The organism is Sporomusa aerivorans, assembly GCF_041428895.1.
Taxonomy (GTDB): domain Bacteria; phylum Bacillota; class Negativicutes; order Sporomusales; family Sporomusaceae; genus Sporomusa; species Sporomusa aerivorans.
Genome location: NZ_CP156926.1, coordinates 1,604,364 through 1,630,636, shown reverse-complemented (window position 1 = coordinate 1,630,636; position 26,273 = coordinate 1,604,364). Strand labels below are relative to the sequence as shown.

Genomic DNA, 26,273 nt, shown 5'->3' with positions numbered 1-26,273 from the left:
ACTAGCTACTTACTGTAAAACAGTCAGATCCAGCAAATCGTCCACTTTTACCTTTCCTTTGGCAATTACGCCGGCATTTTCCAGATCTTCAATCCACGGTTTTACCATCTCCGGGGTAATAGCGGCGTCGCCCGCATAATAATGGGTGGCGCTAACCGGTACCTTGATCCAGTCTTCCGTCATTTTCCGGGCTTCCTCCGGGTGGTCGTTAGCCCATTTTTGGCCTTTTAGGATGGCCCGGGCAAATTTCCGGACAGTCTCAGGATTTTTCTCAATGTAATCGGTAGTAAAGTAATAGTAGCCAACACCGCCGGCTTGACCGAATCCGGCGTCAAGGCTGTCGGCAATCTTGACCATGCCGGCATCTTCCATGAGTTTATAGAATGGCGGATGTACGCCGGATACTGTTACCAAGCCTTGCTTCAAGGCCTGTACGGCCTGCACGTCCGGCATGGTCACCCACTCAAGCTTGTTTCTGGCGACGCCATTATGGTCGGCAATGTTATTAGCCAGAAAATCAGAGCATTGATTATTGGTAATGATGGAAAATTTAATTTTTCCATCCAGCTTGTTCAAATCGGCGAAACTTTTAATGCCCGAAGTTACATTGGGGTTGACATACCAATTCATATGCCGCAGCTTGGGGTCCTGGTCGGGCAAGGGATCAATGCCGGCTTTTACGACCCCTTTGATTTTAGCCCCACCGGCGATAGCAACGGCAAGTGTATTAGGATGGGCATTGCTAACATCGTTATTGCCGTTCAGAATGGAAGGGATAATCTGGTTCGGCTGTGTATCGCCGGTATACACCACTTTAAGTCCCTCTTCTTTGAAGAAACCTAGCTGATCGGTTACTACCCAGGGTGTTGAGCTGCACGCCGTCTGCGATATGGTGCGGATAGGAATTAGGCCATCATTACCGGCGCCATTTGCTCCGTTTTGTCCGGCAGCGGCCGGATTATTGCCTTGATGGGCGCCATAGGCAATGGCGCCGGCCACTGCCACGCCAATAATTCCTGTCAGCACCAGTTTGATTGTTTTTCTAGTTGCCATAATACGGTTATCCTCCTCCGATTTTGTAATCGCTTGGTTACGTAAACATCAGTATTCAGGTGCGTTCTCTTTCCAATTGATAATACGTTTCTCCAATTCGGTAAACAAATAGTTAAGCGAGAGACCAAGAACAGATATGGTAACGGTAGTGGCGAATAACTTGGGGATCTGGTAGTTGTTCTGGGCGTTAAACACCAGCCAGCCCAGACCACTGCTGGCGCCAATCATTTCAGCGGCAATCAGCATAAAGAAGGCGGTATTGCAGCTGGTCTTAAGGCCATGGAATATACCGGGCGACGCCGCCGGCAGCACCACCTTGAAAAACATATCGACAGCACGCACACCCATAGAGCGAGCGGATTTCACCAATAATCCGTCAACATGCTGCACGCCGGTAATCGTATTCAGCAAAATCGGCCACAGGCATACCCAAAAAATCATGGATACCTTGGATATTTCCCCGATACCAAAGATTAAAATAAATACGGGAAACAACGAGAAGGGATTTACCTCGGCCAACAAGCGCAGCACTGGTGTGACAATCCGCTCAAACAGCTTAAACCAGCCGCCCAAAAAGAAACCTAACGGAATACCGATAACGGCCGCCAGCACAAATCCCAGCAGGGCCCGTAACAGACTGGCCTTGATATGGATTAGCAAAGTGCCGTCAGCCAGCAAATCCCACAAGGTACCTATCACTACTGTCGGCGGTGAATAAAAGTTTGCGGTACCAGCCCAATCCTGGGCGCAGCCTCCCAGATAATGAGAAACACGATAATTGATAAATTGTCGACAATCAATTTTTGCACAAGCAGCATTGTCTTTCTTCGTTCACCCCCTTCCCTGACTTTGGTGTCTGTTTTCTTTAGCGTTGCCTCCATCTGGCACCCTCCTTTATCTACCACAGATGTAAAAAATCATATTGAATTGACGTTACCCTTCATTTTTGTAAGCTGCTTTCCAGTCAATTACAATATCCTCCAAATAATGCAATGCATAGGTGATTGCGGCGCCGAGTACGGCGATACTGATGACCCCGGCAAAAAGCCTGGGTATGACGCCATTGATAGCCGAATTATGGATGAGCCAGCCTAGACCGGCGCTGGCGCCGATAACCTCGGCCGCCATTAGCATGAGAAATGCGTGGGCTGCCCCGGTGCGCACGCCGGTAAAAATAACCGGCGCCGCTCCTGGCAGAAGTATCTTCCAGAAGATAACCGCCCTACTGGCCCCCATCGACCAGGCACTCTTTACAAACAGGGGATCTATTTGCTTAATGCCGGCAATGGTGGTAAACAAGACCGGCCAAATGCTCGACCAGAAAATGATGCTGACTTTGGCCCCTTCCCCAATGCCAAAAAACAAAATAAATATGGGAAACAGGGAAAAACCGTTAATTTGTCCCAGCATGCGCAACAAGGGGCGCAGTTGCCGGGCCAGTTGCGGGTAGACTCCACCCAGCAGGAAACCGCCGGGGATACCAATACCTACGGCTAGCGCCAGGCCAATCAGGGTCCGCTGCAGACTCGCTGCAATGTGTAAGAATATGGACCCGTCTGCGGCCAGCGCCCATAAAGTCTGCAACACCACCGACAATGGCGGTATAAACTGTCCGTCGATAACACCAACCCGCGGTAAAATCTCCCATAAGGCAAAAAAAGTCACAATACCTGATAGATTGATCAACCGCTCTTGGAATTCTTGGATATAAGCGAGCATAATATCACCCGTCCTTCTAAATACTTATAATTTCTATCCGCCAGATCCCGAAAATATGGGAAGGCCACAGAAATAGCTGACTATTTCTGTGGCCTTCAGTTTTTTTCACTGATCAGCCCCTGTACAAGGGACAAATTTAATATAAATCATCTATAAAAACAAAGGCTGGTAAGATAAGCCGCATACGGGCAATATCCTGCCAGCCTTTGGTATAACAACCAATCAGCATATGAAAATTCGGCTTTAGAAACCGGCAGCCGGCTCCTCTTTCCAACGGGTGACCCTTTTTTCGATCGCTACCAGAGTATAGTTTAGCAGCAATCCTAACATCGACATGGTAATAATGGCCGCATACATGTTGGGAATCTGGTATTTCACTTCAGCATCATACAAAAGAAAGCCCAGGCCGGCATTGGCCCCGATCATTTCGGCCGCGATCAAAATCAAAATAGAGGTGGTGGCGCTAAGACGGATGCCGGTAAATATAGACGGTATGGATGCCGGAATAACTACTTTAATAAAGATCTTCAAGGGAGAAGTCCCCATGGACCTGGCAGCTTTGACTAACAGCGGGTCTACATTTTTGACACCGGCAATGGTATTTAATAATATCGCCCAATGCACCCCCCAAAAGATAATGGCCACTTTGGAAATCTCGCCAATACCAAACAGCAGGATAAAAACCGGAAACAATGCCAGAGTCGACGTCTGCCGGAACGTCTGCAATAACGGATCAATAAAGTTTTCAAAGTTTTTAAACCAGCCGATAATGAGTCCTAAAGGAATGGAGATGATAAGTCCCAGACTAAAGCCGATTATGGAACGACGCAAACTGACAGCAATATGTTTGAATAACTCCCCGCTGGCAATTAATTTGCAGAAGGCGGCAAATACTTTGGAAAACGGCGGCAGAAAAACAGGATCCGCCAAGCCAATCCGCGGCGCAATTTCCCACAGTAATAAGAAAAGTCCGATAGCCAAAAAACGGTAAGCACCGTGAAATAGCCTCTTTCCCCATTTCGTCAGCAGCACTTGTTTCAATACAATCACTCCATGTCAAGTATTCTCTAAATAACATAAAAAGGCTGCATCCCTTAAATAAAGGGACACAGCCTCCAGTTCTCTGACCAGTCAGCAATGATTCTATATTTGTATTTGAAGTTCATTGTACATGAGCAGGTTATAATTGTCAATACAAATTCAAAATACGGTATGGCCAGCCAGGTTTTATGATTTTAGAAACCGCATTTCGCCAAGGCCTGTTTAAGATCGTCGATAATATCCTCAGCCGCTTCCAGGCCGATGCTGAAACGTAAATGGCCATTCTGAAACTCAGGCGGATAAAAATGATTTCTTTCATCATCAGGCCCGACATAAACGATTAAGCTCTCATCATGGCCGACAGACACGGCAGGAACAATCAATTCCAGCGAATTGACAAATTTGTTGTGGGTAGCCACATCGACCTTCAGCCCAAAAGCCATAACCCCGGAAAACATACTCATCTGTTTTTGGGCAATTTCGTGCTGCGGATGACTGGCAAGACCCGGATAGGCGACAAAGGCTACTGCCGGCTGCGCTTCCAGAAACCGGGCGACCTCAAGGGCTGTTTCGCTATGCTGCTTCATGCGCAGCGGCAAGGTTACCACCCCGCGCATAATAAGCCAGGCGTTAAACGGACTGATGACCCCTCCGAGATTGACCATGGCCTGCCGCTTTATCTTGTCAATGAGTTCGGTGCGGCCGATTACAGCGCCGCCCATAGCATCTCCATGGCCGTTGATGTATTTGGTCAGACTGTGAATGACCAGATCGGCCCCCAGGGCGAGAGGCTGCTGCAGATAGGGCGAGGCAAAGGTACTGTCAACCGTAAGTAAAGCGCCTACTGAGTGCGCCAGCTTGGCAATACCGTCAATATCACTGACCCGGGTGGTCGGATTGCCAGGTGTTTCAATGTGAATAATTTTGGTATTAGGCCGCAAAGCCTGTTTGACGGCTGCTAAATCAGCAGTGTCTACAAGACTTGTTTCAATGCCGTATTTAGCGGGAAAATACTCTTGCAGCAGCCTGTACACGGCTATGTAGGATACGTTGGAGCAAATGATGTGAGCGCCTTGCTCCAAAAAAGTGAAAAATACCCCGGCCAAAGCCGCAACCCCGCTGCCTAAGACGACACAGTCTTCCCCTCCCTCCAAGGCCGCCAGCTTTTCCTGCAGATAGATCTGGTTGGCCGAGGTATTTCTGGTGTAAACCAGCTGATTGGGATCACTCCAGTTAAGCGTGGAGGCATCTTCCGGCAGCCGGTAGCTGTTGGCCATGGTAAGCGGGCGCCGGATGGCGCCGGTTTCCTTGTCAATTCCGTTGCCGGTGTGGACGCATTTCGTCCGGAAACTAAATTTCTTGCTGTCAGTCATGTTGCAAGTCCCTCTTTTCCTTTGAAATTATAAGCAGCAAACCTTCTAAAAAAATAAAAAGACTGAAGTGCAACCGATATTACTATCGTTTGGCCTTCAGTCATCTGATCAACCTTAACGGTTTGATTATACCATTTTATAAGGAATAATTCAATGTTCCTCCGGCAAATTATTCCCAAAAGCCAAATCTTATCCCATACTACGCAGGGCTGAAAGCAAACAGAACAGCAGTGTTCCGAAAACAATTACCGTAATGGTACCCAGTCTGGCAAACCGTAAAGCCATAAAAGCCAGCAGAGCCATACTAACAGCCAGCAAGTCGGTCAGAGTATGCCGGGCCAAATCAATAACTGCAATTGTCATCATCCCGGTAAACGCGGCCGCTATGCCTTTGAGGGCCGCCTGCACCCGGCGATTGTTGCGGATACGCTCATGGACTTCAGCAGTTCCCATAACCAAAATCAGGGAAGGGGCAAACATTCCCAAGGTAGCCGCCAAAGCTCCGCTGATGGCGGCTACCTTGTAACCGATGAATGTTGCGATAATCAAAACCGGACCGGGAGTCATCTGACTGAGAGCAATCCCGACGGTAAACTCGTCCAGACTCAGCCAGCCATTGACAACCACCACTTCCTGCTGAATAAAAGGTATCATGGACAACCCGCCACCAAATAAGACGGCACCCATCCGACAGAAAACCAACCAGAGTTTAGTGAGAACAGGCGGAATAGGCGCCACGAGCCAAAGCACAGTGAAGATCCCCCCCAGACAGGCTGCCGGCCATAGGCTGATAACGCTGACGGTATTATGATGATCCCGGTTGCCCGGTTCACTCATGGCCCCGTCTTGTCTCTGCGGGAAGCGGCCATCAATGAGAAGCCCTGAAAGCGCAGCTACCAGCAGCGCAACAAACGGACTCTGCGAGAAGGACATAAGTCCGGCTGCCGCCAAAGCAACAGCCACTGCTATCCTGTCACGGGCAGTAACACGCCCCACTTCAATAACGGAATGGGTGATTACGCCCACGACAACCACAGCGCCGCCACGAAACAGCATGCCCACTGTTTCTATCGAATGATAGGTAAAGTATATATGCGACAACATAAGCATCACGGTAAACGGCATAAGCAGAAGGGCCAGAAAGGCAGTAACCGCACCGGCCATTCCTCTCAGTTTATAGCCGATATACACCGTTAAGTTGACAAAAGTGGCTCCAGGCAGGAGTTGGGCTAACGACAGTCCGTTCACAAAGTCTCGTTGTTCAAGCCATGGCTGGTTCTGAACCAGACGTTTTTGGGTTTCGGCGGCAAGCGTTGGCCCAAAACCGGTCAGCCCAATCAGTGCATACAGGTAGAACAAACGCCACAGAGATATGACGCTACCCGCCGGTTCTGCAGATAAAGCCCGTTTTACTGTGTTCAATCCGCATCTCCCACCCTTGCCGAGTCCTGCTAACTTGACTTTGATCGAGAGTTAACTTCATTATAATTTACTCAACATTCCTTTAGATATTGACTGTTGTTTTTCCTGCTTGCCCTTCAGCAATTTGCTGCCGCCGGGTAACCCAGATAAGCAACGCCCCTGTAAAACCAAGCAGACTGCCGATAATCGTCGAGAAAAACGCCGTCTTGACGCATGCCCCGCCATGCGCGCAAATGCCAATAACCCACGGTTGCGGCAATATCGCAATGGTTATGCCCAGCAACAGCAGTAGGAAACTGCTTAATGTTCTGGCCTCGGTAGTCTGCAATACAAGCAAAGCACTGGAAAAGATGAGTGCCAGAAGAGCAATGAGAAATTCAGCCTGATAGGCAAAATGGCATTGCATCGGATTCCCCCCCTGGCCTACTCCGGTGCAAACAGGGATAACCCGTGGCAGTACCAGCAGCACTGCACTTAATAATATCGCACTCCATGACAGCGTTTTATAGCCACTCATATAAAACAGCTCCTTTCACATTTCATTACGCCAGATAATTAGTCCCGGCAGATAACGGCGCTGCGGAATGGGTTTGCGGATGCGGACCGTTAGGATTATGCTGTCTGAAGGGCGCCCGGTTTGCCCCGCTGTACAGGATGGCGACACCCGCTAAAAATACTATGAGAGCACTTATCAAGAATTTTTTTAAGCTCACACTCACAACCTCCTTAATCACGCCTAGATCAATTTTTCCTCTCCATAAACTAAAGGCCGAAGTGTTCCCCAGGAACTCTCCGGCCTTTAGTCGCTACTAATCAGCCAAGCCAAACAAGATATTATCCGGCCAATCCTAGAAGGCGCCGGGAAAGTCTTACAGCATCGGCCGCATTAACGGCATAACCGTCAGCCCCGATTTTATCGGCGAAGCTTTGCGAAATAGGTCCGCCGCCAATAATAACCTTGAACTCATTTTTAATGCTTTGCTGCTCTAAGATCCTGACCACTTCGGCCATCCCATCCATAGTAGTGGTCATAAGCGTGGCCACAGCTATGATATCGGCATTAACTTCTTGGGCCTTATCCACAAAAGCCGCCGGCGCAATATCCCGGCCTAAATCATACACATCAAAACCGGAGGTCTCCAGCATTATCTTTACTAAGTTCTTGCCAATATCATGGGTGTCGCCCTCAACAACCCCGATAACAACCTTGCGCTTTTCGCCTTGCTCGGCAACTTTAAGATGCCCCTTCAATACGCCCAGTCCGGCATACATGGCATCAGAGCATAAGAGCAGTTCGGGAATAAAATACTCTTCTTCCTCAAACAGTTTGCCAGCCCGGTCCATGCCGTCAGACAATCCTTTTTCCACGGCCTCATAGGCATCAATCTGGTTGGCGACAATTTCCTCAGCCAGACTCACCGCCGCAGCTTCGTCCATGTCGACCACCGCATCGGATAGTTTTTTGAATAGCTCTTCCTTATTAACCGACATATAAAGTCCTCCTATAGTTTTATTCTTATATGAGACCAAGCCCGAAATCTTCTTCCTGAATTGCCGCCTGTGGAGCAAAAAGGATTTTGACAGTCATGAAGCTTCGGCCTCATGACCTCTTTCGACCTGCAGGAATGCTTTCACATTTGCCAGCGGCACACCGGGCGGAATGTCGCAGCCGGGCATGAGAATATAGTTGGCGGCCCGGCCGGCCTGCCTGATACATTGCTTGGCAGCCTGAATGACTTCCGCCGGAGTTTTATCTTTGAGCAGCACCGGGTTTACATTGCCGGCCAGCGCTGTTTTGCCGTCCAGAATACGCTGGGCCAGCGCCAGATCCACCTTGTAATCAACCGATAACAAATCAATATGCATATGGGGAACAAGAGTCAGCTGGTCTCTGATATTCCCGCAAATATGAAGCGTGGTATAAGCGCCCTGCTTTTGCAGGCGTTCGGCTGCCCGGCCAATATAGGGAGCAACAAATTCCTCAAAATGATCCAGGGAAATGAGATCACCGGAAGCCGTCGGCTCCGCGATAGAGAGAATTCGGGCGCCCTCTTTGACAGCGGGGGCCAGATAGGCGACGCACACCTCGGTCATGACCGCCAGCAAGGCATGAATGGCGGCTTTATCCTGATATAAGCCTCGCATCAGTTTTTCCACGCCATAAAATTGGCCGGCCAGGGTAAATGGTCCCCAGCTTGATGTACCGACAAGCACGTTATGACCGACTTGCCCATCGACCTGTGCGATTATAGAGCGGATGGTCTTAATCCATTCGTGTTTGTCAATAAGTCCCAGATCCAGTTGTTCGGCCTGGCCGGCCTCGGCTAACAACGGCTGCTGCACATCAATATTGCCCTGCGGCCGGAACTTGACCTGGCCGCCAAAAATATGCACAAGCAGGTTATGGTAGCCCGAGCCCGGCCACACAATGTCGGACTGAACCTGCTGATTGGTCTCGATAATGGCCTTAACCCCCGCTGCCGGGTTCTCAAGCACCTCCTTGAGCGAAAGGCCTTGTTGCCTAAACGCCCAGGTTCCCGCCGACAGAAGCGTGGCCGGAACGGGTGACTGGCCGAAAGGTCTGCTGCTTTTAGCCGTTATTGCCTGGATAATCCTGTCCTTGGGCAGCATACTTACATCTCCCTTCACATTTCTTTACCTGCCGGCAATAATTATGCTGACTAAATCTTCGATCAGTGTCAGACCGCCGCTATACCCGGTATATCCTCTGCTGATAACAGCCCGGTTGGCCACCGGAAAACCTACACTGAGATGCCCGGCGCCCAGTTCTTTGGCGAGTTCCCGGTCCAGCGAGCTGCCGATAACAAAGGCCGGACTAAGTGGATTGGCGTATTTGCCGGCCTGCGCCTGGTATTTATTCCAGTGGGCCCGTACAGCATCGGCAATGACGCTGCCATCGGTGTGAAAAATCACTTCCGGCGAAATGCCGCTATCCAACCGGGTCAGGCGGCTGGCTATTTCAACTTGCTGGTCATCGTCCAGAATGTCGGTAATACCCACAACTTCCGGCAGCCAGCCCAAATCATCGGCCAAAAACCGGGTTATCCCTGCCGCATAATTGGTATCGCCGATAACAACGGCATACCGCTGTAAATCAGCGTCATTAAAGCAGTCGGCCAGTGTTTCCAGCAAGCTGTAGTATCTTTTGTTTTCATAGGTAATCAGACTTTCAAGCAAGGCACTGTCTAAATTAAGGGCAGCGCCAATCTGGCGGAGAAAAGCATCGGTAGCCGAAGGTCCCACCGGCAGTGGCGTTCTTATATAAGGTATGCCGTGAATTTCCTCTGCCAGTTGCGCCGCGCCCTGGCCAAACACCTCGGATACAACAATATTCAGGCTGGCGCTGCCTGCTTCCCGGATTCCGGCCGCACTGTCATCCACAGTAAAAAAGCTGTTGACTGAAAGTCCCAGTTTAGCCAGAAGCTGGCGGATGCCATTTAAGTTTCCTCGCCAGAATACATCAATAAAAGGAGCAATACCCCATAAATTTACGGTTTTAGGCTGCTTTTCCTCAGTCTTGGCGACGAAATTTTTAAATAAGCTTTGCAGCACCAAATCATAGCCCTGGTAAGAGTTGCCCCGGAAGCCACCGGTTTCGGCAAAGAGAATGGGGACGCCCTCTTCCGCAAAAGGTCTTACCACCGACCCGATATCATCGCCGATTACTTCGGTAACACAACTTGTCAGTACAAAGTACAACTCACCCTGCATAACTTCCAGGGCATTCTTGATCTCCTGCTCCAACCGTTCGGCGCCGCCAAAGACAACTTCCCGCTCCTGGACATTGGACCCGGGCATACTCAGTCCGCCGCAGTAGCCGCCAACCTGCAGACCGCAGCCGCCGGCCTGAGTCCAGGTAAAGTTGCCGGCGCAGCCTGGCGGCGCATGCAATATCGGCACAGCCTTAGGCAAAGCGCTTACTGTGGCGATGGCGCCGCCTAAAGCGCAGGTATAGCGGGGCCGTTCCACAAAATTATAGTTGCTCATTCGCTGTCACCACCTGCGGTTTCAATATATTTAAACGGATTCTGACTGTACCAGGATTCCTGATACGGCAGACTGGCAAACCGGCTAAGATTGGCGTTAAAGCGGGGATTTTTCAGTTGCCGGTATAACCGTCTTGCCAGTTCATAGGCTCCCCGGTAACCAACATAATGGAGGCCGGTATTATAAATAACGTGCGTGGCAATACCCAGTTTGGCCGCTGTGCTGTTGCCGTTCATATGCCCTAAGAAGACATCCGGCTTAAGTTTGCGTAAGAGATTGGCTTCCTCAAACGGCTGGCAGTTGGCAATGTTTAAGGGATAGTCCTGCCCGGTAATCCGTACCAGCTTTTCGTATTCCACATCCGCAAACTCATCATGATGAAACGCACGGATGCCCACTACCTCAAAACCCAGTTCGGCCAGCAGGATAGCGGTAGACAAGGCTCGAAACTCACCGGCGCTGCTAAAGGCCTTTTTCCCGGCAAACATGGATTTAAGCGGCGCAAGGGCAGCTGCCAGCTCTGCCTCTTCCTGCGCAATTAAGGCCCGGGCCTGCTCGCCAAGACCAAAAAATTCAGCCACATCGGCGAGCCATTTGCCGGTGTTCTCAATGCCGATTGGCATATGCCTGATAATAAACGGCACCTGATATTTCTCGTGCAAGTGATTTAGCATATAATCATCATGAGTCGGACAAGTACTAATGGACAAATCAGCCTCAGCCATCCGCTTCATGCCGTTTGGATCAGCAAAGACCGGGAACACGTTGACCTTGAGCCCCAAAGCTTTTAGCAGGCGCTCCAGTTCCAGTTCATCAACCCGCCCCATGGACGACATGTTCATCAAATTAACGGTTTTTCCCGCTTTCTTTTCTGGCGTTTTGTTCTCGCCATCAGGCAGCAGCGTCCGGCCAATCGCATGGTACACAGCATCATAAGCCGTAGCCCAGATCTTGGTTTTAAAGCCTTCGCAATGGACAGGCAGCAGTTTCGCCGAAACCTCGGGCTGGAGCTGCTCGACCACCCCGTCCACATCATCGCCGATAATACCCGGCACACAACTGGCCACCACAAAAATAACAGCCGGCTGGTAACGCCTGTCGGCTTCCAGTATGGCCTCAGCCAGTTTAGGTTCACCGCCGCTGATGACATCGGCCTCCGTCAGGCCGGTGGATAACCAGGTGCCGTCCTTGACAATACCCCAGCGCTGGTTATTACCGCCGCGTACGGCTGCATTGCCGCCATGAGAGGAGGAACCGCAGCCCAGGCCGCCATGCATCAGCACAACACTGTTGGGGATACTGTTCATGGTCCCTAAGGCCGGCAGTAAGAGACAAATAGAATTCTGGGTAAAACTGCGTTCACTCTCCGGCAGACAGCACCCCAGCCGGCGACCTGCTACCTCACCCAGGGACGCTCCGTGGGCGATGCAGGCTTTCAGCCTGTCTTCCCGCCTGGGCGGCTCTTTTAACTCGAAATAACTCATAATCTCATCCTCTCTATAGACCAAGTCCGGCCAGTTTGTGCTCAACGGCACTCCAGGACCGTTTGGCATACACCAGTGGAACCGACCGCGCCTTGGCATGGTCTTTCACCACTTTAGCAATATTGTGATTAACGTAATCGGTAAAGACCAAAACAAAAGCTGCGGCCTTAGGTATATTCACTTTTTTGATTTCACCAGGATTACGGCCCTTGATATGAGCGATTTCGGTTATACCCCTGGCCCGCATTTTTTGTTCTATGGCTCCCAGATAATCCGCCCCGATAACCAAAGCCGTCATGTCCTCATCTCCTTAAAAATATTTTTTGATAAAGTAAACTTAGCTTCAGGTGGGGTTTTAACCCATCTGAAGGTTAGTTGCCCTTATCCCGGCGAAAGTTATACTTTCTATCAGGACTAAAAAAGAGGCAACCGAAAAAACCCTCTAAGAGAGTTGAATTCGGTTGCCTCCGGTGTGTTTTACCGGTCAGCAATGAACTAACGCTTGCATTGAGCCTTTGTTAAAATGAAGTCGTCGGGTCTTAATACTGTAAGCAAATTGCTGTCAATAAAATAAAAAAGGCAACCAACGGCTCAGTAGCCGGTGATTGCCTCCGGTATTCCGGTCAGCTTAGTGACTATTATGCTCATCATGTTAGCATAGCCGCATCCGGGTGTCAATCCCCAAAAAAGTAAATTTATTGATCTTTTTTAAATTTAGCCTTGACACTTTTTTACTTCTTATCATATAATTGCCACAATACGCAATCTATGCAAGGCTGATCAGACATACTGAAGGCCAAAAGGAACATTTCGTTTCTTTTGGTCTTCTTTTGTTTTTCCATGCTAAATGCTATTCGAACTGAAAGGAGTATTGGAATGAATACGAAAAAGGCAGGTGCCCTTAAATGGCTATAGACCAGATGACACCCATCGAAAGAATGACCGCTTACAACCAGGGAAAACCGGTTGACCGGTTGCCCTGCGTCCCTATTGTCGGCAACACGTCGGCCCGGGTAATTGGAGTTAAAGTCAGCGAGCTGCCAGGCAACGGCAAACTGCTGGCCCAGGCGCAAATTGCCGCCTATCGCCGGTTTGGCTATGATATCATCCGTATTTTTACCGATCTCTACGGTCAGGCCGAGGCCATGGGAGCCGTTGTTCGCTATCCGGAGGATGAAACCGCCTACCTGGATAAACCGGCTATCAGCGAAATCAGCCAGATTGACCGTCTCAAACCGGCGGACCCTTACCGGGACGGCCATCTCCCAAACCATCTGGAAGCTATGAAAATTGCCGTAGGGGAAGTCGGTAAAGAAGTAATGGTAACAGGCGCACTTACCGGGCCTTTTACCAATGCCTCCTTTCTGGTTGGAACCGAAACTCTTACACGACTTGTCGGCAAAAATCCCGAGGCGGTTCACCGTCTCTGCAGGATTTCCCTGGAGACTTGCCTTAACTACGCCAAAGCCATAATTGACAGCGGCTGCACTCCCAGCCTGACAGACCCCATGTCTTCGGCTACCATCATCAGCCCGCAGAAATTCAAAGAATTTTCTTTGCCTTACCTCAAAGAGCTCATCGACTATATTCACTCGCGCGGCAAAACAGTAACCCTGCATATCTGCGGCAAAACGGCTAAGATATGGGAACTGATGGCTGAGGCCGGCGCCGACTGCATCAGCATTGACAATGCCGCCAGTCTTACGGAAGCCAAAGCTAAGGTTGGCGACCGCCTGCGCCTTATGGGCAATGTGAAACCGTCAGAAATCATGCTGCAGGGCACTCCGGCCGAAGTCCGGCTGGCTGTCTTAAGCGGGATCCGCGAGGCTTATGATAATCCTAAAGGCTATATTGTCGCGTCTGGCTGCAGCCTGCCCACCGAAACACCGTTTGCCAACATTCATACCATGCTGGAGGCTGTCCGTGAAATCGGCTACCCCATTACGCCGGAAAAACTGACTCTGCTGGAGACGAGGTGGTCCAAATGACAACGCCGGCCCTGACGGAGAAAGCGCGCTTATTATCCGTATTAAACAAGCAAACCGTTGACCGCCCGCCGGTTATCTGCCCCGGCGGCATGATGAACGCCGCCATCGTCGAGGTAATAAACGAAGGCGGCGCCGCCTTGCCGGCCGCTCATGCCGACGCAGCCTTAATGGCTGATTTAGCTTATCATGTGCACAGGCTGACCGGCTTCGAGAACTTCGGCCTCCCATTCTGCATGACGGTCGAAGCCGAAGTTCTGGGCAGCGAGGTTGACTTGGGAACCCTGGAATGTGAGCCCAAAATCAGCCGGGAAATATTTGCGTCCGCCGCGCAAGTAGAATATAAAGACATTGCCGCCTTAATAACCGCCGGCAGAATCCCCGTTGTCTGCCAGGCCGTCTCCCTGCTCGCTTCGCAATATCCCACAATCCCGGTTATCGGCAGTCTGACAGGTCCGGTAAGTACAGCCGCCTCCATTGTCGATCCAATCCCCTTTCTCAAAGATTTGCGTCGGGACCCGGCTGCTGCTCACCGTGTTTTTAACTATGTGACCGATCTCTTAATCGGCTTTGCCCACAAACTGATCGACCACGGCGCCACCGCCATTGCCATCGGCGACCCTACCGCAACCGGTGAAATCCTCGGACCCAAGATGTTTGCCGAATACGCCGTCACCTATATTAATAAACTTATCGAAGCAATCCACCAAAGACAGGTTCCCGTTATTCTCCACATCTGCGGCAACTTAAACAGTGTAAAACCCTTGCTGCCGGCTATTAAGGCCGATGCCGTGAGCACCGACGCCATCGTTAACCTCAAACAGCTGAAAGAGGATTTTCCGCAGCTGACCACCATGGGGAATGTCAGTACCTACCTCCTGGAGTTTGGACCGCCGAAAAAAGTAGCCCTGCAAACCGGCAATCTGCTGCTTAACGGTATAGATATCATTGCACCGGCCTGCGGCCTCAGCACCTCCAGCCCGTTAGCCAATATTCAGGCTATGACGCAAACAACCAAAGCCGCGCCATCCCGGGAAAGGAAGTGAATATGTGACCTTAGTACGTTTTTGGCAGGGCGGCATTCGCTCTGACAGCATCCCTGTCTGCCTTGAAATTACCGGCAATACTACTGTTCTCGCAGCTGCCCGGGCCGCCGGCGTTCTGGTTGAATCCCCCTGCAACGGGGCCGGCACCTGCGGCAAATGCAAAGTGCGAATTCCTGCGTATGCTGCGGCTAATACCCGGTTAACCGGCCAATGCCAGCATACTCTGACATCGGCGGAAATAAGCCAGGGGATTCATTTGGGCTGCATGACCGAAATTCAGGGACAAATGACTGCTGCTGAAGCAGTTGATATCTTTATCCTGGAGCGTCAAGACAAAAACCATGTACAGATTTTGAGCCGGGGACAGCAGCTCGACGTTACTCTGGACCCGGTAATCAAAAAACAATACCGGGAGGATTTAAACCAGACCTTCGTTTTAGCGTCTGAGGCCGTACTGGGTATAGAACCCGGCGATACCGCCGCTGCCATGCATGGCCTGGTTGTTGACATTGGTACAACTACGTTAGTAGCTGCCTTATTCGATCTGACTACCGGCAGGGAATTAGCTGCCGTTTCCGAGCTCAATCCGCAGAGCCTGCATGCCCAGGATGTTCTTTCCAGGATCAAAATAGGCTCTGACGCCGCTGGGTTGGCTACTCTACACACGGCTATTATCACCGCCATTAATACCATGATCGGTGAACTGTCACTAATCACCGGCACTGAACCGGATACGATTTATGAAACCGTCTTTAGCGGCAATACCTGCATGCTGCATCTGGCTATGAAAACCAATCCGGCCTCCCTGGGTAAATACCCTTACACACCCGCACTCTGGGGTAACAGTTACCATCCTGCTGCCGCACTTGGCTTAAAAACGGCGCCTTTTGCCCAAATCTACCTGCCGCCGGTGATGTCCGCCTATGTGGGCGCCGATATTACCGCCGGCATATTAGCAGCTGATTTGGCCAATCTTTCCGGCACCACCTTATTTGTAGATATCGGCACCAATGGCGAAATGGCGCTCGCCGTCAACGGCCGCCTGGCGGTAACCTCCACCGCCGCCGGTCCGGCTTTCGAAGGCATGAACATTGCCTGCGGCATGCGGGCCGCTCCGGGCGCCATTGAAAAATTCGCCGTGGAGGAAAACGGAGCTGTTTCCGTCAAGACCATTGCCGGCAGTCCGGCCGCTGGCATCTGCGGCAGCGGGCTTCTGGATATTGTCGGGGAACTTGTCAGGACCAGCATCATCAGTAAGAGCGGCAAATTCAGCGGTACGGCCGGCAGTTCTCCCCATCCCTTACAGCGCCAACTGCAGAGCGAAAATGGAAAAACTGTCTTTGCTGTAGAGCAGGCAGTCTATCTGTCACAGAAGGACATCCGCCAGGTACAGCTGGCCAAAGGCGCTATCCGGGCCGGCATTGAATGCCTGCTCGCCGCCAAAGGACTGAGCGCTGCTGATGTTGACCGAATTTATATCGCCGGCTCGTTTGGCTTTCATCTCAACGCGGCCAGTCTCATCAATATCGGTATGCTGCCGGCCCCCTTTAAAGGCAAGATCCATTTTCTCGGCAACACGGCGAAAACCGGCGGGCAGGCGCTGCTCTTAAACCAATCCACCCGGGATTTGGCAGCCGGTTTAGTTAAACAGGTTACCGTGGTGGAACTGGCCACTTATCATGACTTCGACAAAACTTTTGTCAACTGCCTGAATTTTTAAGGAGGTATTTTTCTTGAGTGATCACCGGCCGAAAGAAGAACTTAGCTGCGCCGACTGCCATCAGTTGAACTGCTACCGGCGCGATAAAAAATTTCCTGAATTTTGTTTGAGTGTAGTCCCGCGCGGCGAGGTGGATATTGACGCTGAAATTGAAAAAGCAAGAGCCATCTATAGCCAGGAAGGGCCAGACCGCAGCATGGCCCTGGCAGCCGCCGAAATTGAGGGCATCTATTACGGCAAGCTGACCAGAGTCGAGGAAATCATCGCCTTTGCCAAACGCATCGGCGCTAAGAAGATCGGTATTGCCACCTGCATCGGCCTTATGGAGGAAACCCGGGTCTTTACCAAGGTTTTGGCCGCCAAAGGCCTGGAGAGCTATAGCGTCATCTGCAAGGTAGGCTCGCTTGACAAGACGGAAATCGGGGTTCCACCCGAATATAAAGTGCAAAAAGGCTGCCATGAAGCATTATGCAACCCCATTCTTCAGGCCCGGCTGCTAAATCAGGCCGGTACTGAACTCAATGTTGTCGTTGGCTTGTGTGTCGGCCATGATTCTTTATTTATCAAGCATTCCAACGCCCCGGTCACAACGCTGATAACCAAAGACCGGGTCTTAGGCCATAACCCGGCAGCCGCCCTTTATACCAGCGGCTTTTATTATAAACGGTTGTTACAGGAAGAAAAGGAGTGATTCGCCCGTGTTAAAAAATCGTCTGATTCTGGCCTGCCTGGCCATATCCCTCGTTTTCAGTATACTTTTAGCCGGCTGCGGTCAGCAAAAACCCCCACAAACTGCTGCGTCCGCGGGTTCAGCAGCACCCCCGGCTGACAAAATCAAGTTTAACATCGGTTATCTGCCGGCCGTTGGCCATGTTCTCTATTTTGTTGCTAAGGAGAAAGGCTTCTATGAGCAGGAAGGTCTTGATGTCGAACTATTTCAATTTACTAATTCCGGTGAAGGCCTGAATGCTATTAAAGCCGGGAAACTGGATGCCGGCTCGTTCGGCACAGCCGCACCACAGGTATTCATCGCTAAAGGCACGCCGTTTGTAGATATCGGCGGCATGCAAAGCGAAGGCCACGCTGTTGTTACCAAGCCCGAAAATGTCGGGCAGTATTCTACCATCCAAGGCTTTGTCGGTAAAAAAGTAGCTACCGTCCGCCTGGCAACCGGTGACGCCGTCTGGCGTTCGGCCATGTCTAAGGCCGGTATTGACTGGAAAACCCAGGTAACCATTCAAGAACTGGATTCACCCGCCGCCGTGCTGGAAGCTGTAAAAAAAGGCGCGGCTGATGCCGGCCTGATTTGGGTTCCTTTTTCCGAAATGGCTGAACAGCAAGGCCTGAAAGTAGTTACCTGGTCGTCCCAGTACATGGATGGCCATGTGTGCTGCCGGATAGTGGCGCTTGAAGACAAGATCCAAACCAATAAAGAGGCTTATATCCGTTTCAGCCGCGCCAGTATCCGCGCTTACGACTTTTATCTCAACCACCAGGATGAAACACTGGATATTCTCAGCAAATATGTCAAATTGGATAAAGAAATGCTTAAAAAGGCTACTTACAGCGGTCATATCCACAGCATCCCCGATCCTGATAAAAAGCGGTTTGTCGCTTTCTGGGAGGCTATGAAGGCAGCCGGCTATATCCAAAGCGACATTGATATCACCAAGCATGTTAACAGCGAAATCTATAAAACTGCCCTGGACCAGTTGAAACAACGGGAACCGCAGAATCCGACCTACCAGCAGCTTGATAAAGATTTTTCGGTCAACAATCTATAATCGACAAGTATGACTCATTAGTTTTACTATACAGCATATCGGAAAGGAGGATGCTTGTGGCTTTACTGAATCTCGATTCTGTCTCGCTCGTTTACCCGGGCGACGATCGGCCGGCGGTTGCTAACCTGTCGCTCGCCATAGATCAGGGAGAATTGCTGGCAGTAGTGGGCCCCAGCGGCTGCGGCAAAAGTTCGACCATTGGGCTATTGGCCGGACTGACACAGGCTACAAGCGGCCTGCTTACGCTAAATAACATGCCAATTGTTGCACCAGGCCCCGACAGGGCGGTCGTTTTTCAGGATTACTCGCTGTTTCCCTGGATGACGGCGCTCGATAATATTGTCTTTGCCCTGCAAGAATCTGGCCGCGCACTTGGCAAAGCAGCCCGGGAGGAAGCAGGGAAATTGCTGGAAATGGTTGGCCTCGAGAGTTACAGCCATAAATATCCGGGAGAATTATCAGGCGGCATGCGGCAGCGGGTAGCTATCGCCAGGGCCTTTGCCCTGGATGCCCCTGTGTATCTAATGGATGAGCCCTTTGGCGCGGTAGACGCCAGAAACCGGGTAAGCCTGCAGGATTTACTGCTCAAACTCTGGATCGGCAGCGGCGCAAAAAAAACTATCTTCCTGGTCACGCATGATATTGACGAAGCGCTGTATCTGGCCGACAGGATTGCCGTATTTACTCCCGGACCGGGCCGGGTACAAAAAATAATTGAGGTTCCCTTCCCCCGTCCCCGCCGGCGTTATTTTCTGGTACAGGACCGGCGCTATATCGATCTGCGCAATGAGATCCTCTCCTTGCTGCAAAAAGAAATACTGGAAGAGTTTCAGCAAGTGGAAGGAGGCGCAGGCATATGAGCCAAACCAGCCGCGACCGCCTGCTCTTAGGCCTTGCCACCCTTCTCCTCTGGCAGCTCAGCACCGCCTGGCTGAAACTGTTAGACCCCCAATTATTCCCCGAGCCGCTAAAAGTGCTAAAGCTGCTGGCCGAGGACCGGCAGGTATTTCTAAAAAGTCTTGTCAGTTCTTTTAATCTGCTCTTCTGGGGTTATTCCCTGGCAGTCCTGACCGCGGTCCCTTTAGGACTCATCGTCGGCTGGAACCGCCGTCTCAAGCTGGCCATTGAACCGGCCACCAATGTCCTCGGCCCCATCCCGCCCATTGTCTATATTCCCTATGCCATTGCCATATTACCGACCTTTACCTTATCCTCCATCTTCGTCATCTTTATCGGCGCCTTCTGGCCCTTATTCATCAATACCATCGCCGGGGTGGAAGCGTTGGCGAAAGGGATTGTGGATTCGGCCCGGACGATCGGCGTCAGTAAGCGGTCAATGCTTTTTAACATTCTCCTGCCGGGAGCTATGCCGCACATTGTCAGCGGCGGCGCCGTCAGCCTGGTACTGGCCTTCATCCTCTTAACAGCCGCCGAGATGATCGGGGCTACCAGCGGCCTGGGCTGGTACGTCAAGTACTTCTCCGACTTCGCCGATTATGCCCGCGTTGTTGCCGGTATCATTGTCATTGGCGCTGTTGTGCTCGCATTAATGACCCTGTACCAGCGCATTACCGGCTACCTGCTGCGCTGGCGGTAAAGAAAACACGGCTTGTGCTGAGCCCTTGGCGAAAGCAGAAGCCGATGTTGCCCTTATGCTAAAAGAAAGTCATTCTTTCTTTCAGTAAAATAAAAAGCTTACATGCCTAATTCAGCAAGCACGGCTGCCAGCCGCGCCCGCTGTTCAGGGCGCTCCAGCGTTTGTCCGTACTGGTGGCAGTCAAGCACATCAGCATCTTTTACGATCTCCTCCAGCGGGGTGCCGATTTTCTGCTTGTTGCTGTGATTCTTCGCCGCTTGGGCCAATATTTCTATTTCCCCGGCCGTAAACAAACCATATTCCTGCAATAGCGCCTTGAGAGGCAGGTATCCGTTTGGGGCATGGTTTACTTGTTTACCGGTTACAATCCGTCCATAATCATGCAAGGTACAGGCAATAGCAGCCATTTCCGGGTTCACCCGGCGCTTAACGGCCAGCAACTGGCCTAGTTTGCTGCAACTGGCCATATGTATTGTTTCCCAGGCCAGCGGGTAATCCCGCTCCATGCCGTGCTCCGCCTGCTTATCAATTTCAGCAAGCAGGTTTGCCTGTATGACGTAGATTCTATTCATAGGGTTCATATCCTCGCTTTTCTATAGTAAAGTACAACTTTATATGCACTTCAAGTATTCTAAAAAAAGGAACAAACTCCTGCCAAATCTCAACAAGATCTGACAGGAGTTTGTTTTTCACTATCACCATGCTATACACCTATAAAGCAAAAGCGCCGAACAGGACCGCTGCCAGCGTCATCACAATACTTGCCGCCCACAAGAACGGAATGGCAAATTTCTGGTGATCGGCAAAATCAATTTGCGCCAGGCCGACAAGTAAAAGCGGGCTTGGCGTGAGCAGGCTTACCGGAAACCCGGTCGTCATTTGTCCCAGCAGGGCGGCCTGGCCGATCTGCACTTTCGACACGCCCAGCATGCTGCCCATTTCGGCAATTACCGGCAGCACGCCAAAATAGAAAGAGTCCGGATCAAACAAAAGGCTGAGAGGCATGGAGATAAGTCCTAAGACAACAGGAATATGGCCGGCTAACTCTTGGGGTATAAAGTGTACCGCCGTTTTGGCCATGGCTGCCGTCATGCCGGTTTGCGACATAATACCGATAAAGACCCCGGCTGCCAGCAGAATACTTGCCATCATCAGGGCCGCTTTGGCGTGAGCATCCACACGTTTTCGCTGCTCGTCAGGATCCCGGTAGTTTACCAGCAGGGCTATGGCCGTACCGGCCATAAATGCCACCGCCGGCTGAAGAAGGCCGGTAATCATACTCCCCAGCACGCTGATGGTTAACAAGACATTAAACCAGAGCAGCTCAGGGCGCAGCAGTCTCTTTTCCTCGTCCTTCAGTTCGCGCTGTATGATGCCAGCCGCATTACCGGTTTGGCTGTAACCCAGCCGCCTGGCCTCTTTTCGCCCCAGCCACCAGCCTGTCAGGATAGCAAACAATATCCCGACAAACTGCACCGGCAGCATGGGAATAAAGAGTTCCATAACCGGCACCTGCAGAGATGCGGCTGCCCGCATCGCCGGACCGGTCCAGGGAATAAACCCCATGACCCCGGCGCCAAGACCGGTCAGACAGGTAAGGATGCGTCTGTCCATGTTTAATTGTTTATAGACAGGCAATAAAGTGGAAACGGTAATCAGGAAAGTTACCGCCCCGGCCCCGTCCAAATGGGCAATCATAGCCAGACAGACCGTGCCAACCGCAATCTTTACCGGATTATTGCCGACAAGCGCCAACGTTTTGTCGATAATGGGGTTAAACATACCGGCATCAATCATAACGCCAAAATAGATGATGACAAACACGAAGGTGGCTGCCACCGGCGCGATATTCCGTATGCCTTCAATGACGAACCTGCCGGCGTCATGCCCATAGCCGCCGGCCATGGCTGCCAGCAACGGCACAACAATTAAGGCAACCATCGGTGACATCCGTTTTGCTATAATTACGGTCAATAAGACAGCTACAGTTGCCAGACCAAGCAATGCAAGCATGGTTTTTGCCTCCTACCAGGCCTCAGGTCAGCCAGTTAGTAATACCGTGTTAACAATTATCTGCAATTATGCGTTCGTCACGGTACTCGTCTATTATTTCTAATTATACCACTTATTACGCTGTTACCGGTTCCCTGGACACTTTGGCTTCCTGGATCGGCAAATTGACGAGGGCCGCAGCACCGGCCAGCAGCATATCGGCATACCACATCCATTGATAATTGCCGTCATGGGCTACCGCAATTCCCCCCAGCCACGCCCCCAGGAAACCGCCGATCTGGTGGGTAAGAATTGTCAGGCCCAGCAGCGTTGCCATATAGCGGGTGCCGAAAAGCTTACCGACAAGACCGGCCGTGGGCGGCACCGTCGCCAGCCAGGTAAAGCCCAGCCCGGCCGCAAATATGTAAAAAGTAAGCGGTGTTTTGGGAGCCATAAGATACATGGCGATCATAACCGCGCGACTGGCATACATAACGGCCAGGATGTATTTCATCCGGTACCGCGTGCCAAGTACGCCGGCAGCCAGACTGCCGCCGATATTAAATAACCCGATAAGCGCCAGTGACGTGGCCGATACACTGGCCGCATGGCCACACAGCGACACTTCCCCGGGCAAATGAGTAACCAGAAAGGCAACATGGAAGCCGCAGGTGAAAAAACCGGCATGCAGGCATAAATAACTGGGGTTGCGCAAGGACAGCCTGACTTGCCGGAGTAGTCCGCCTGCGGCTTGGCCGTCTGCGGGCCGGGGTGCGGCGGCTTTACCGCACAGCAGCGAAGCAAGCGGAATAGTCAGCAAGGTGGCTGCGGCCATGGTAAGCATGGCCGCAACCCAGCCAAAGCCGCTGATAATAGCCTGTAACAAGGGGGCGAAAATAAATTGGCCTAATGAACCGCCGGCATTGATAAACCCACCGGCGAACGCCCGCTTTTCAGCCGGCAGGCGCCCGCTGGTGGCGCCGATCAATATCGAAAAGCTGCCAGCCCCGGCTCCGGCCGCACTTAAAATGCCCATGGTTGCGACAAGCGCCCATTCCGATTGCACCAAGGGTGTCAGCGCTGTGCCTCCGGCCAGCAGCAGGGTTCCAAAAATGAGTACATGATAAGAGCCCTTTTTGTCGGCGATAGCACCAAATATAGGCTGAGCCAGCCCCCATACAAACTGGCCAATCGCCAGTGCAAAGCTAATTGAAACAATGCCCAGGCCGGTAGCCTGATCCAGCGGTGTAACAAACAAACCTACCGACTGCCTGGCTCCCATAGTAATCATTAATATCGCCGCCGCACTCAGCATCAGCAGCCAGGCAGACTGAATTTTGGATGTAGTCAGGTGATAGTCCCCCTTTTATTACAAATCAAGCTAATTTCACCTTAATTCCATATTCCAGTGTAAAATTCCTTTTGAACAATCCCGCGCACGCATTTTAACTTTGCCGCAAACTCCTTTTACCCGGTTAACAAAGAAACCATTCCTTATTGAAAAAACTGCCGGTCTCCAACATTACAGTCGAAAACCGGCAGTCTTTCTTCCTACTTGCGACTTAGGTTAAGTTAGAATAACGGCACTATCGCCCCTTTATATTTTTCTTCCAGGAACTTTTTAACCTTGTCCGATTTCAGGGCGGTTTCCAATCTGGCTATAGTTTTATCAACCTTTTGGTCCTTCTGCACGGCAATCACAATAGAGTATTTGTCGCTTTCGGCTTTATCCTCCAACGCAATGGCCGATTTGGGATCCACATTGCCTTGAACGGCAATAACCGAATTGATAGTGGAGCAGTCAACATCATCAAGCGAACTGACCAGCTTCATAACATCCATCTCGACGATATTCAAATTTTTCTTGTTTTCCACAATATCCAGTTTGGTTGGCATAGCCGCGCCGTCCTTAAGCTTAATTAACCCGTTGGCCTGCAGCATTTTCAAAGCCCGTGACCGGTTGCTCGGGTCATTCGGGATGGATACGGTGGCGCCAGCCTGCAAGTCGTTAATGTTTTTTATTTTTTTGGAAAAAACACCCATAAAGTATTTAACTAGGCCGCCGTTATAAGGAGCAAGAGTAGTGCCTTTGTTTTGATTGAACTGTTCCAGATAGGGCCCGTGCTGGTAGACATTAGCATCAATACTGCCTTCCTGCAAGGCGATGTTAGGAGTTACCAGATCATCAAAAACCTTTATATTTAAAACATAGCCGTCTTTATCGAAATCTTCTTTGGCTGCAGCTACAATATCCTTAAAGATCGGGGACGTTCCCACCGTGATACTCTTCTTTTCCTGGGAACTGGCTGCTGTATCGGCGCTTTTAGAGTTCCCGCAGCCAACCACGCTAAGGCCAAGCAGACAAATTAACAACAGGGCCATTGCTTTTTTCATATTCACGTTTACCACTCCATAACTTTATTTTAGTACTTTGTATAAGTAGTTACCTATCGACTGAATAACCTGCACTAGTATAATAAGGAAAAAAACCGTACCATACATGATTGTGTTGTCAAAATTGGCATAGCCATAAGTGATGGCCACAGCTCCCAGTCCACCGGCGCCAACGGCGCCGGCCATGGCCGTGCAGCCCAGTATGGAAACAATGGCCAGCGTAATGCCGGAAATAACTGATGGCACCGCCTCCGGCAGCATAATCTTGAAGATGATTTGAAAATTGCTGGCGCCAAAGGATTTCGCCGCCTCAATCAGTTCCTTGTCAACCTCACGCAAACTGCCTTCAATAATCCGGGCAATAAACGGCGCACCGGCAATGGTTAGCGGCACAATCGCGGCCTTTTCGCCAATGGATGTTCCGACTATGGCCCGGGTAACCGGGATGATCGCCACCAGCAAAATGATAAACGGGAAAGAACGGACAATATTGATAACGGTGTTTAAGGCCTGATAAACATATTTATTAGGCTTTAGCCCGTCTTTATAGGTAATAATTAATAAAATGGCCAGCCCGATACCGATTATGGAGGACACTGCCGTGGCTACGCCCACCATAAACAGCGTTTTGGTAAGCTCGGGCAGCACAATGCTGTGAATCAGGGTATAAATCTGCGAACTACTCACTGTGTACCGCCTCCCATTTGACGCCGGCCGCGGTTAGGTAATCGCCTACTTTTTGCACATTGCCCTCATCAATATTAATTACAATGGAGCCAAGCACACCATCCCGGTACTTTTCCACCTTGGCCCAGGCAATCGAAAAACCGATATCCAGTTCTTTGGCCATTGCCGACAAGATTTGACTATTATCGGCATAAGCAATACGGATATTTTTGCCGGTCGCCGCTATGAATTCCTCGTTTTCGTCCCCGAGCAGATTCTTAAGCGCCTGCGGCTGATTAAGGAAGATACTGCCGACCGTGCCATTGGCCATAATTTCGCCGTCTTCCAGAATAGAAACCTTATGGCAGATGGCCCTGACCACCGCCATTTGATGGGTGACAAAAACGACGGCAATCCCCAGGCTTTCACTTATCTTCTTTAACAGCAGCAAAATGGCTTTCGTCGTTTTCGGGTCTAAGGCCGATGTCGCCTCATCACAAAGTAAAATTTTGGGATTCAGCGACAGGGCCCGGGCAATGGCTACCCGTTGCTTCTGCCCGCCGCTCAATACCCGGGGTTTGTCATGGATTTTATCTTCAATATCAACAAGCTTTAATAATTCCCGGACGCGCTTGTCAATCTCACCCTTGTTGTAGCCCCAGCATTCCAGCGGTAACGCCACATTCTGGTATACGGTTTTTCTCTCCATTAAAGAGAAATGCTGAAAAATCATACCAATATTTTTTCTGAACTGCCTTATTTCGTGATCACTATGCTGGCTGATTTCGAAGCCGTCGATTTTCACACTGCCTAAGTCATATTTTTCCAATCCGTTAATGCAGCGCAAAAGAGTCGATTTTCCAGCGCCGCTCCGGCCGACAAGTCCATAAATTTCTCCGTCCTGGATGGTTAAATTAATATTTTTCAAAACTTTAATGTCACCATAAGACTTTTGTAAATTCCGTATTTCTATCAAGCAACTCACCCTT

At 50.8% G+C, this 26,273-nt stretch carries 27 protein-coding genes; 7 read left to right on the top strand and 20 right to left on the bottom strand.

All coding sequences use genetic code 11. The features are described from left to right. Positions 1–9 precede the first annotated feature (9 nt). From SATMO3_RS07330 to SATMO3_RS07265, 14 genes are all read right to left on the bottom strand, one after another. Positions 10–1,053: an ABC transporter substrate-binding protein gene (locus SATMO3_RS07330; RefSeq protein WP_371379586.1), complete on the bottom strand. Its 1,044-nt coding sequence runs from the start codon at positions 1,051–1,053 to the stop codon at positions 10–12. Between the two features lie 48 nt (positions 1,054–1,101). Continuing rightward, the gene (locus SATMO3_RS07325; RefSeq protein ID WP_371379583.1) at positions 1,102–1,740 is read right to left on the bottom strand and encodes an ABC transporter permease; all 639 of its coding nucleotides are present in this window, start codon (positions 1,738–1,740) and stop codon (positions 1,102–1,104) included. Between the two features lie 11 nt (positions 1,741–1,751). Further along, positions 1,752–1,934 (bottom strand): hypothetical protein, encoded by a 183-nt coding sequence (locus tag SATMO3_RS07320; RefSeq protein ID WP_371379580.1) that lies wholly within the window; start codon positions 1,932–1,934, stop codon positions 1,752–1,754. Between the two features lie 52 nt (positions 1,935–1,986). Next, positions 1,987–2,772, bottom strand: coding sequence for an ABC transporter permease (locus SATMO3_RS07315; protein WP_371379578.1), 786 nt, complete (start codon positions 2,770–2,772; stop codon positions 1,987–1,989). A gap of 243 nt (positions 2,773–3,015) precedes the next feature. Next, positions 3,016–3,804 carry an ABC transporter permease gene (locus tag SATMO3_RS07310; RefSeq protein ID WP_371381680.1) on the bottom strand — a complete coding sequence of 263 codons (789 nt, stop codon included), beginning with the start codon at positions 3,802–3,804 and terminating at the stop codon, positions 3,016–3,018. A 203-nt stretch (positions 3,805–4,007) separates the two neighbouring features. Then, positions 4,008–5,186 carry a PLP-dependent aspartate aminotransferase family protein gene (locus SATMO3_RS07305; RefSeq protein ID WP_371379575.1) on the bottom strand — a complete coding sequence of 393 codons (1,179 nt, stop codon included), beginning with the start codon at positions 5,184–5,186 and terminating at the stop codon, positions 4,008–4,010. A 189-nt stretch (positions 5,187–5,375) separates the two neighbouring features. Further along, positions 5,376–6,608, bottom strand: a complete 1,233-nt coding sequence (gene chrA / locus SATMO3_RS07300) for a chromate efflux transporter (RefSeq protein ID WP_371379573.1) — start codon at positions 6,606–6,608, stop codon at positions 5,376–5,378. Between the two features lie 82 nt (positions 6,609–6,690). Further along, positions 6,691–7,125 (bottom strand): DUF4418 family protein, encoded by a 435-nt coding sequence (locus SATMO3_RS07295; protein ID WP_371379570.1) that lies wholly within the window; start codon positions 7,123–7,125, stop codon positions 6,691–6,693. A gap of 25 nt (positions 7,126–7,150) precedes the next feature. Then, the gene (locus tag SATMO3_RS07290) at positions 7,151–7,321 is read right to left on the bottom strand and encodes a hypothetical protein (protein WP_371379567.1); all 171 of its coding nucleotides are present in this window, start codon (positions 7,319–7,321) and stop codon (positions 7,151–7,153) included. Positions 7,322–7,442: 121 nt separating this feature from the next. Continuing rightward, on the bottom strand, positions 7,443–8,099 hold the full coding sequence (locus SATMO3_RS07285; protein WP_371379565.1) for a corrinoid protein: 657 nt from the start codon (positions 8,097–8,099) through the stop codon (positions 7,443–7,445). A 93-nt stretch (positions 8,100–8,192) separates the two neighbouring features. Beyond that, positions 8,193–9,257 carry a uroporphyrinogen decarboxylase family protein gene (locus SATMO3_RS07280; RefSeq protein WP_371379562.1) on the bottom strand — a complete coding sequence of 355 codons (1,065 nt, stop codon included), beginning with the start codon at positions 9,255–9,257 and terminating at the stop codon, positions 8,193–8,195. Between the two features lie 6 nt (positions 9,258–9,263). Continuing rightward, positions 9,264–10,616, bottom strand: coding sequence for a nitrogenase component 1 (locus SATMO3_RS07275; protein WP_371379559.1), 1,353 nt, complete (start codon positions 10,614–10,616; stop codon positions 9,264–9,266). After that, positions 10,613–12,100: a nitrogenase component 1 gene (locus SATMO3_RS07270; RefSeq protein ID WP_371379557.1), complete on the bottom strand. Its 1,488-nt coding sequence runs from the start codon at positions 12,098–12,100 to the stop codon at positions 10,613–10,615. Before SATMO3_RS07270 ends, SATMO3_RS07275 begins: the two co-directional genes overlap by 4 nt. A 13-nt stretch (positions 12,101–12,113) precedes the next feature. Continuing rightward, positions 12,114–12,398, bottom strand: a complete 285-nt coding sequence (locus SATMO3_RS07265) for a DUF2325 domain-containing protein (RefSeq protein WP_371379554.1) — start codon at positions 12,396–12,398, stop codon at positions 12,114–12,116. 607 nt (positions 12,399–13,005) lie between these two features. Between SATMO3_RS07265 and SATMO3_RS07260 the strand changes: the two genes are divergently transcribed. The 7 genes from SATMO3_RS07260 to SATMO3_RS07230 are packed head-to-tail and all read left to right on the top strand — an operon-like array spanning position 13,006 to position 20,232. Further along, complete coding sequence (locus tag SATMO3_RS07260; protein WP_371379552.1) at positions 13,006–14,088, top strand: uroporphyrinogen decarboxylase family protein; 1,083 nt, start codon at positions 13,006–13,008, stop codon at positions 14,086–14,088. Further along, on the top strand, positions 14,085–15,131 hold the full coding sequence (locus tag SATMO3_RS07255; protein WP_371379549.1) for a uroporphyrinogen decarboxylase family protein: 1,047 nt from the start codon (positions 14,085–14,087) through the stop codon (positions 15,129–15,131). The genes SATMO3_RS07260 and SATMO3_RS07255 overlap by 4 nt, the downstream gene beginning before the upstream one ends. Before the next feature lie 4 nt (positions 15,132–15,135). Continuing rightward, positions 15,136–16,851, top strand: a complete 1,716-nt coding sequence (locus SATMO3_RS07250; RefSeq protein WP_371379546.1) for an ASKHA domain-containing protein — start codon at positions 15,136–15,138, stop codon at positions 16,849–16,851. Between the two features lie 13 nt (positions 16,852–16,864). Continuing rightward, positions 16,865–17,542 (top strand): DUF1847 domain-containing protein, encoded by a 678-nt coding sequence (locus SATMO3_RS07245; RefSeq protein ID WP_371379544.1) that lies wholly within the window; start codon positions 16,865–16,867, stop codon positions 17,540–17,542. 7 nt (positions 17,543–17,549) lie between these two features. Continuing rightward, positions 17,550–18,635: an ABC transporter substrate-binding protein gene (locus tag SATMO3_RS07240; protein ID WP_371379541.1), complete on the top strand. Its 1,086-nt coding sequence runs from the start codon at positions 17,550–17,552 to the stop codon at positions 18,633–18,635. A gap of 56 nt (positions 18,636–18,691) precedes the next feature. Then, positions 18,692–19,495, top strand: coding sequence for an ABC transporter ATP-binding protein (locus tag SATMO3_RS07235; RefSeq protein WP_371379538.1), 804 nt, complete (start codon positions 18,692–18,694; stop codon positions 19,493–19,495). Further along, positions 19,492–20,232: an ABC transporter permease gene (locus tag SATMO3_RS07230; protein WP_371379535.1), complete on the top strand. Its 741-nt coding sequence runs from the start codon at positions 19,492–19,494 to the stop codon at positions 20,230–20,232. The genes SATMO3_RS07235 and SATMO3_RS07230 overlap by 4 nt, the downstream gene beginning before the upstream one ends. Before the next feature lie 98 nt (positions 20,233–20,330). On the opposite strand, the gene SATMO3_RS07225 is transcribed toward SATMO3_RS07230, so the two are convergent. The 6 genes from SATMO3_RS07225 to SATMO3_RS07200 all read right to left on the bottom strand — a co-directional run bounded on the left by SATMO3_RS07225 (position 20,331) and on the right by SATMO3_RS07200 (position 26,260). Further along, entirely contained in the window at positions 20,331–20,804 is a 474-nt protein-coding gene (locus SATMO3_RS07225) for an HD domain-containing protein (protein WP_371379532.1), read from the bottom strand. Positions 20,805–20,943: 139 nt separating this feature from the next. After that, positions 20,944–22,245, bottom strand: a complete 1,302-nt coding sequence (locus SATMO3_RS07220) for a CitMHS family transporter (RefSeq protein WP_371379529.1) — start codon at positions 22,243–22,245, stop codon at positions 20,944–20,946. 115 nt (positions 22,246–22,360) lie between these two features. Further along, the gene (locus SATMO3_RS07215; RefSeq protein ID WP_371379527.1) at positions 22,361–23,515 is read right to left on the bottom strand and encodes an MFS transporter; all 1,155 of its coding nucleotides are present in this window, start codon (positions 23,513–23,515) and stop codon (positions 22,361–22,363) included. Between the two features lie 281 nt (positions 23,516–23,796). Further along, positions 23,797–24,618 (bottom strand): MetQ/NlpA family ABC transporter substrate-binding protein, encoded by an 822-nt coding sequence (locus tag SATMO3_RS07210; RefSeq protein WP_371381679.1) that lies wholly within the window; start codon positions 24,616–24,618, stop codon positions 23,797–23,799. 24 nt (positions 24,619–24,642) lie between these two features. Then, positions 24,643–25,305 (bottom strand): methionine ABC transporter permease, encoded by a 663-nt coding sequence (locus tag SATMO3_RS07205; RefSeq protein WP_371379525.1) that lies wholly within the window; start codon positions 25,303–25,305, stop codon positions 24,643–24,645. Continuing rightward, positions 25,298–26,260: a methionine ABC transporter ATP-binding protein gene (locus SATMO3_RS07200; RefSeq protein ID WP_371379523.1), complete on the bottom strand. Its 963-nt coding sequence runs from the start codon at positions 26,258–26,260 to the stop codon at positions 25,298–25,300. The genes SATMO3_RS07205 and SATMO3_RS07200 overlap by 8 nt, the downstream gene beginning before the upstream one ends. Positions 26,261–26,273 lie beyond the last annotated feature (13 nt).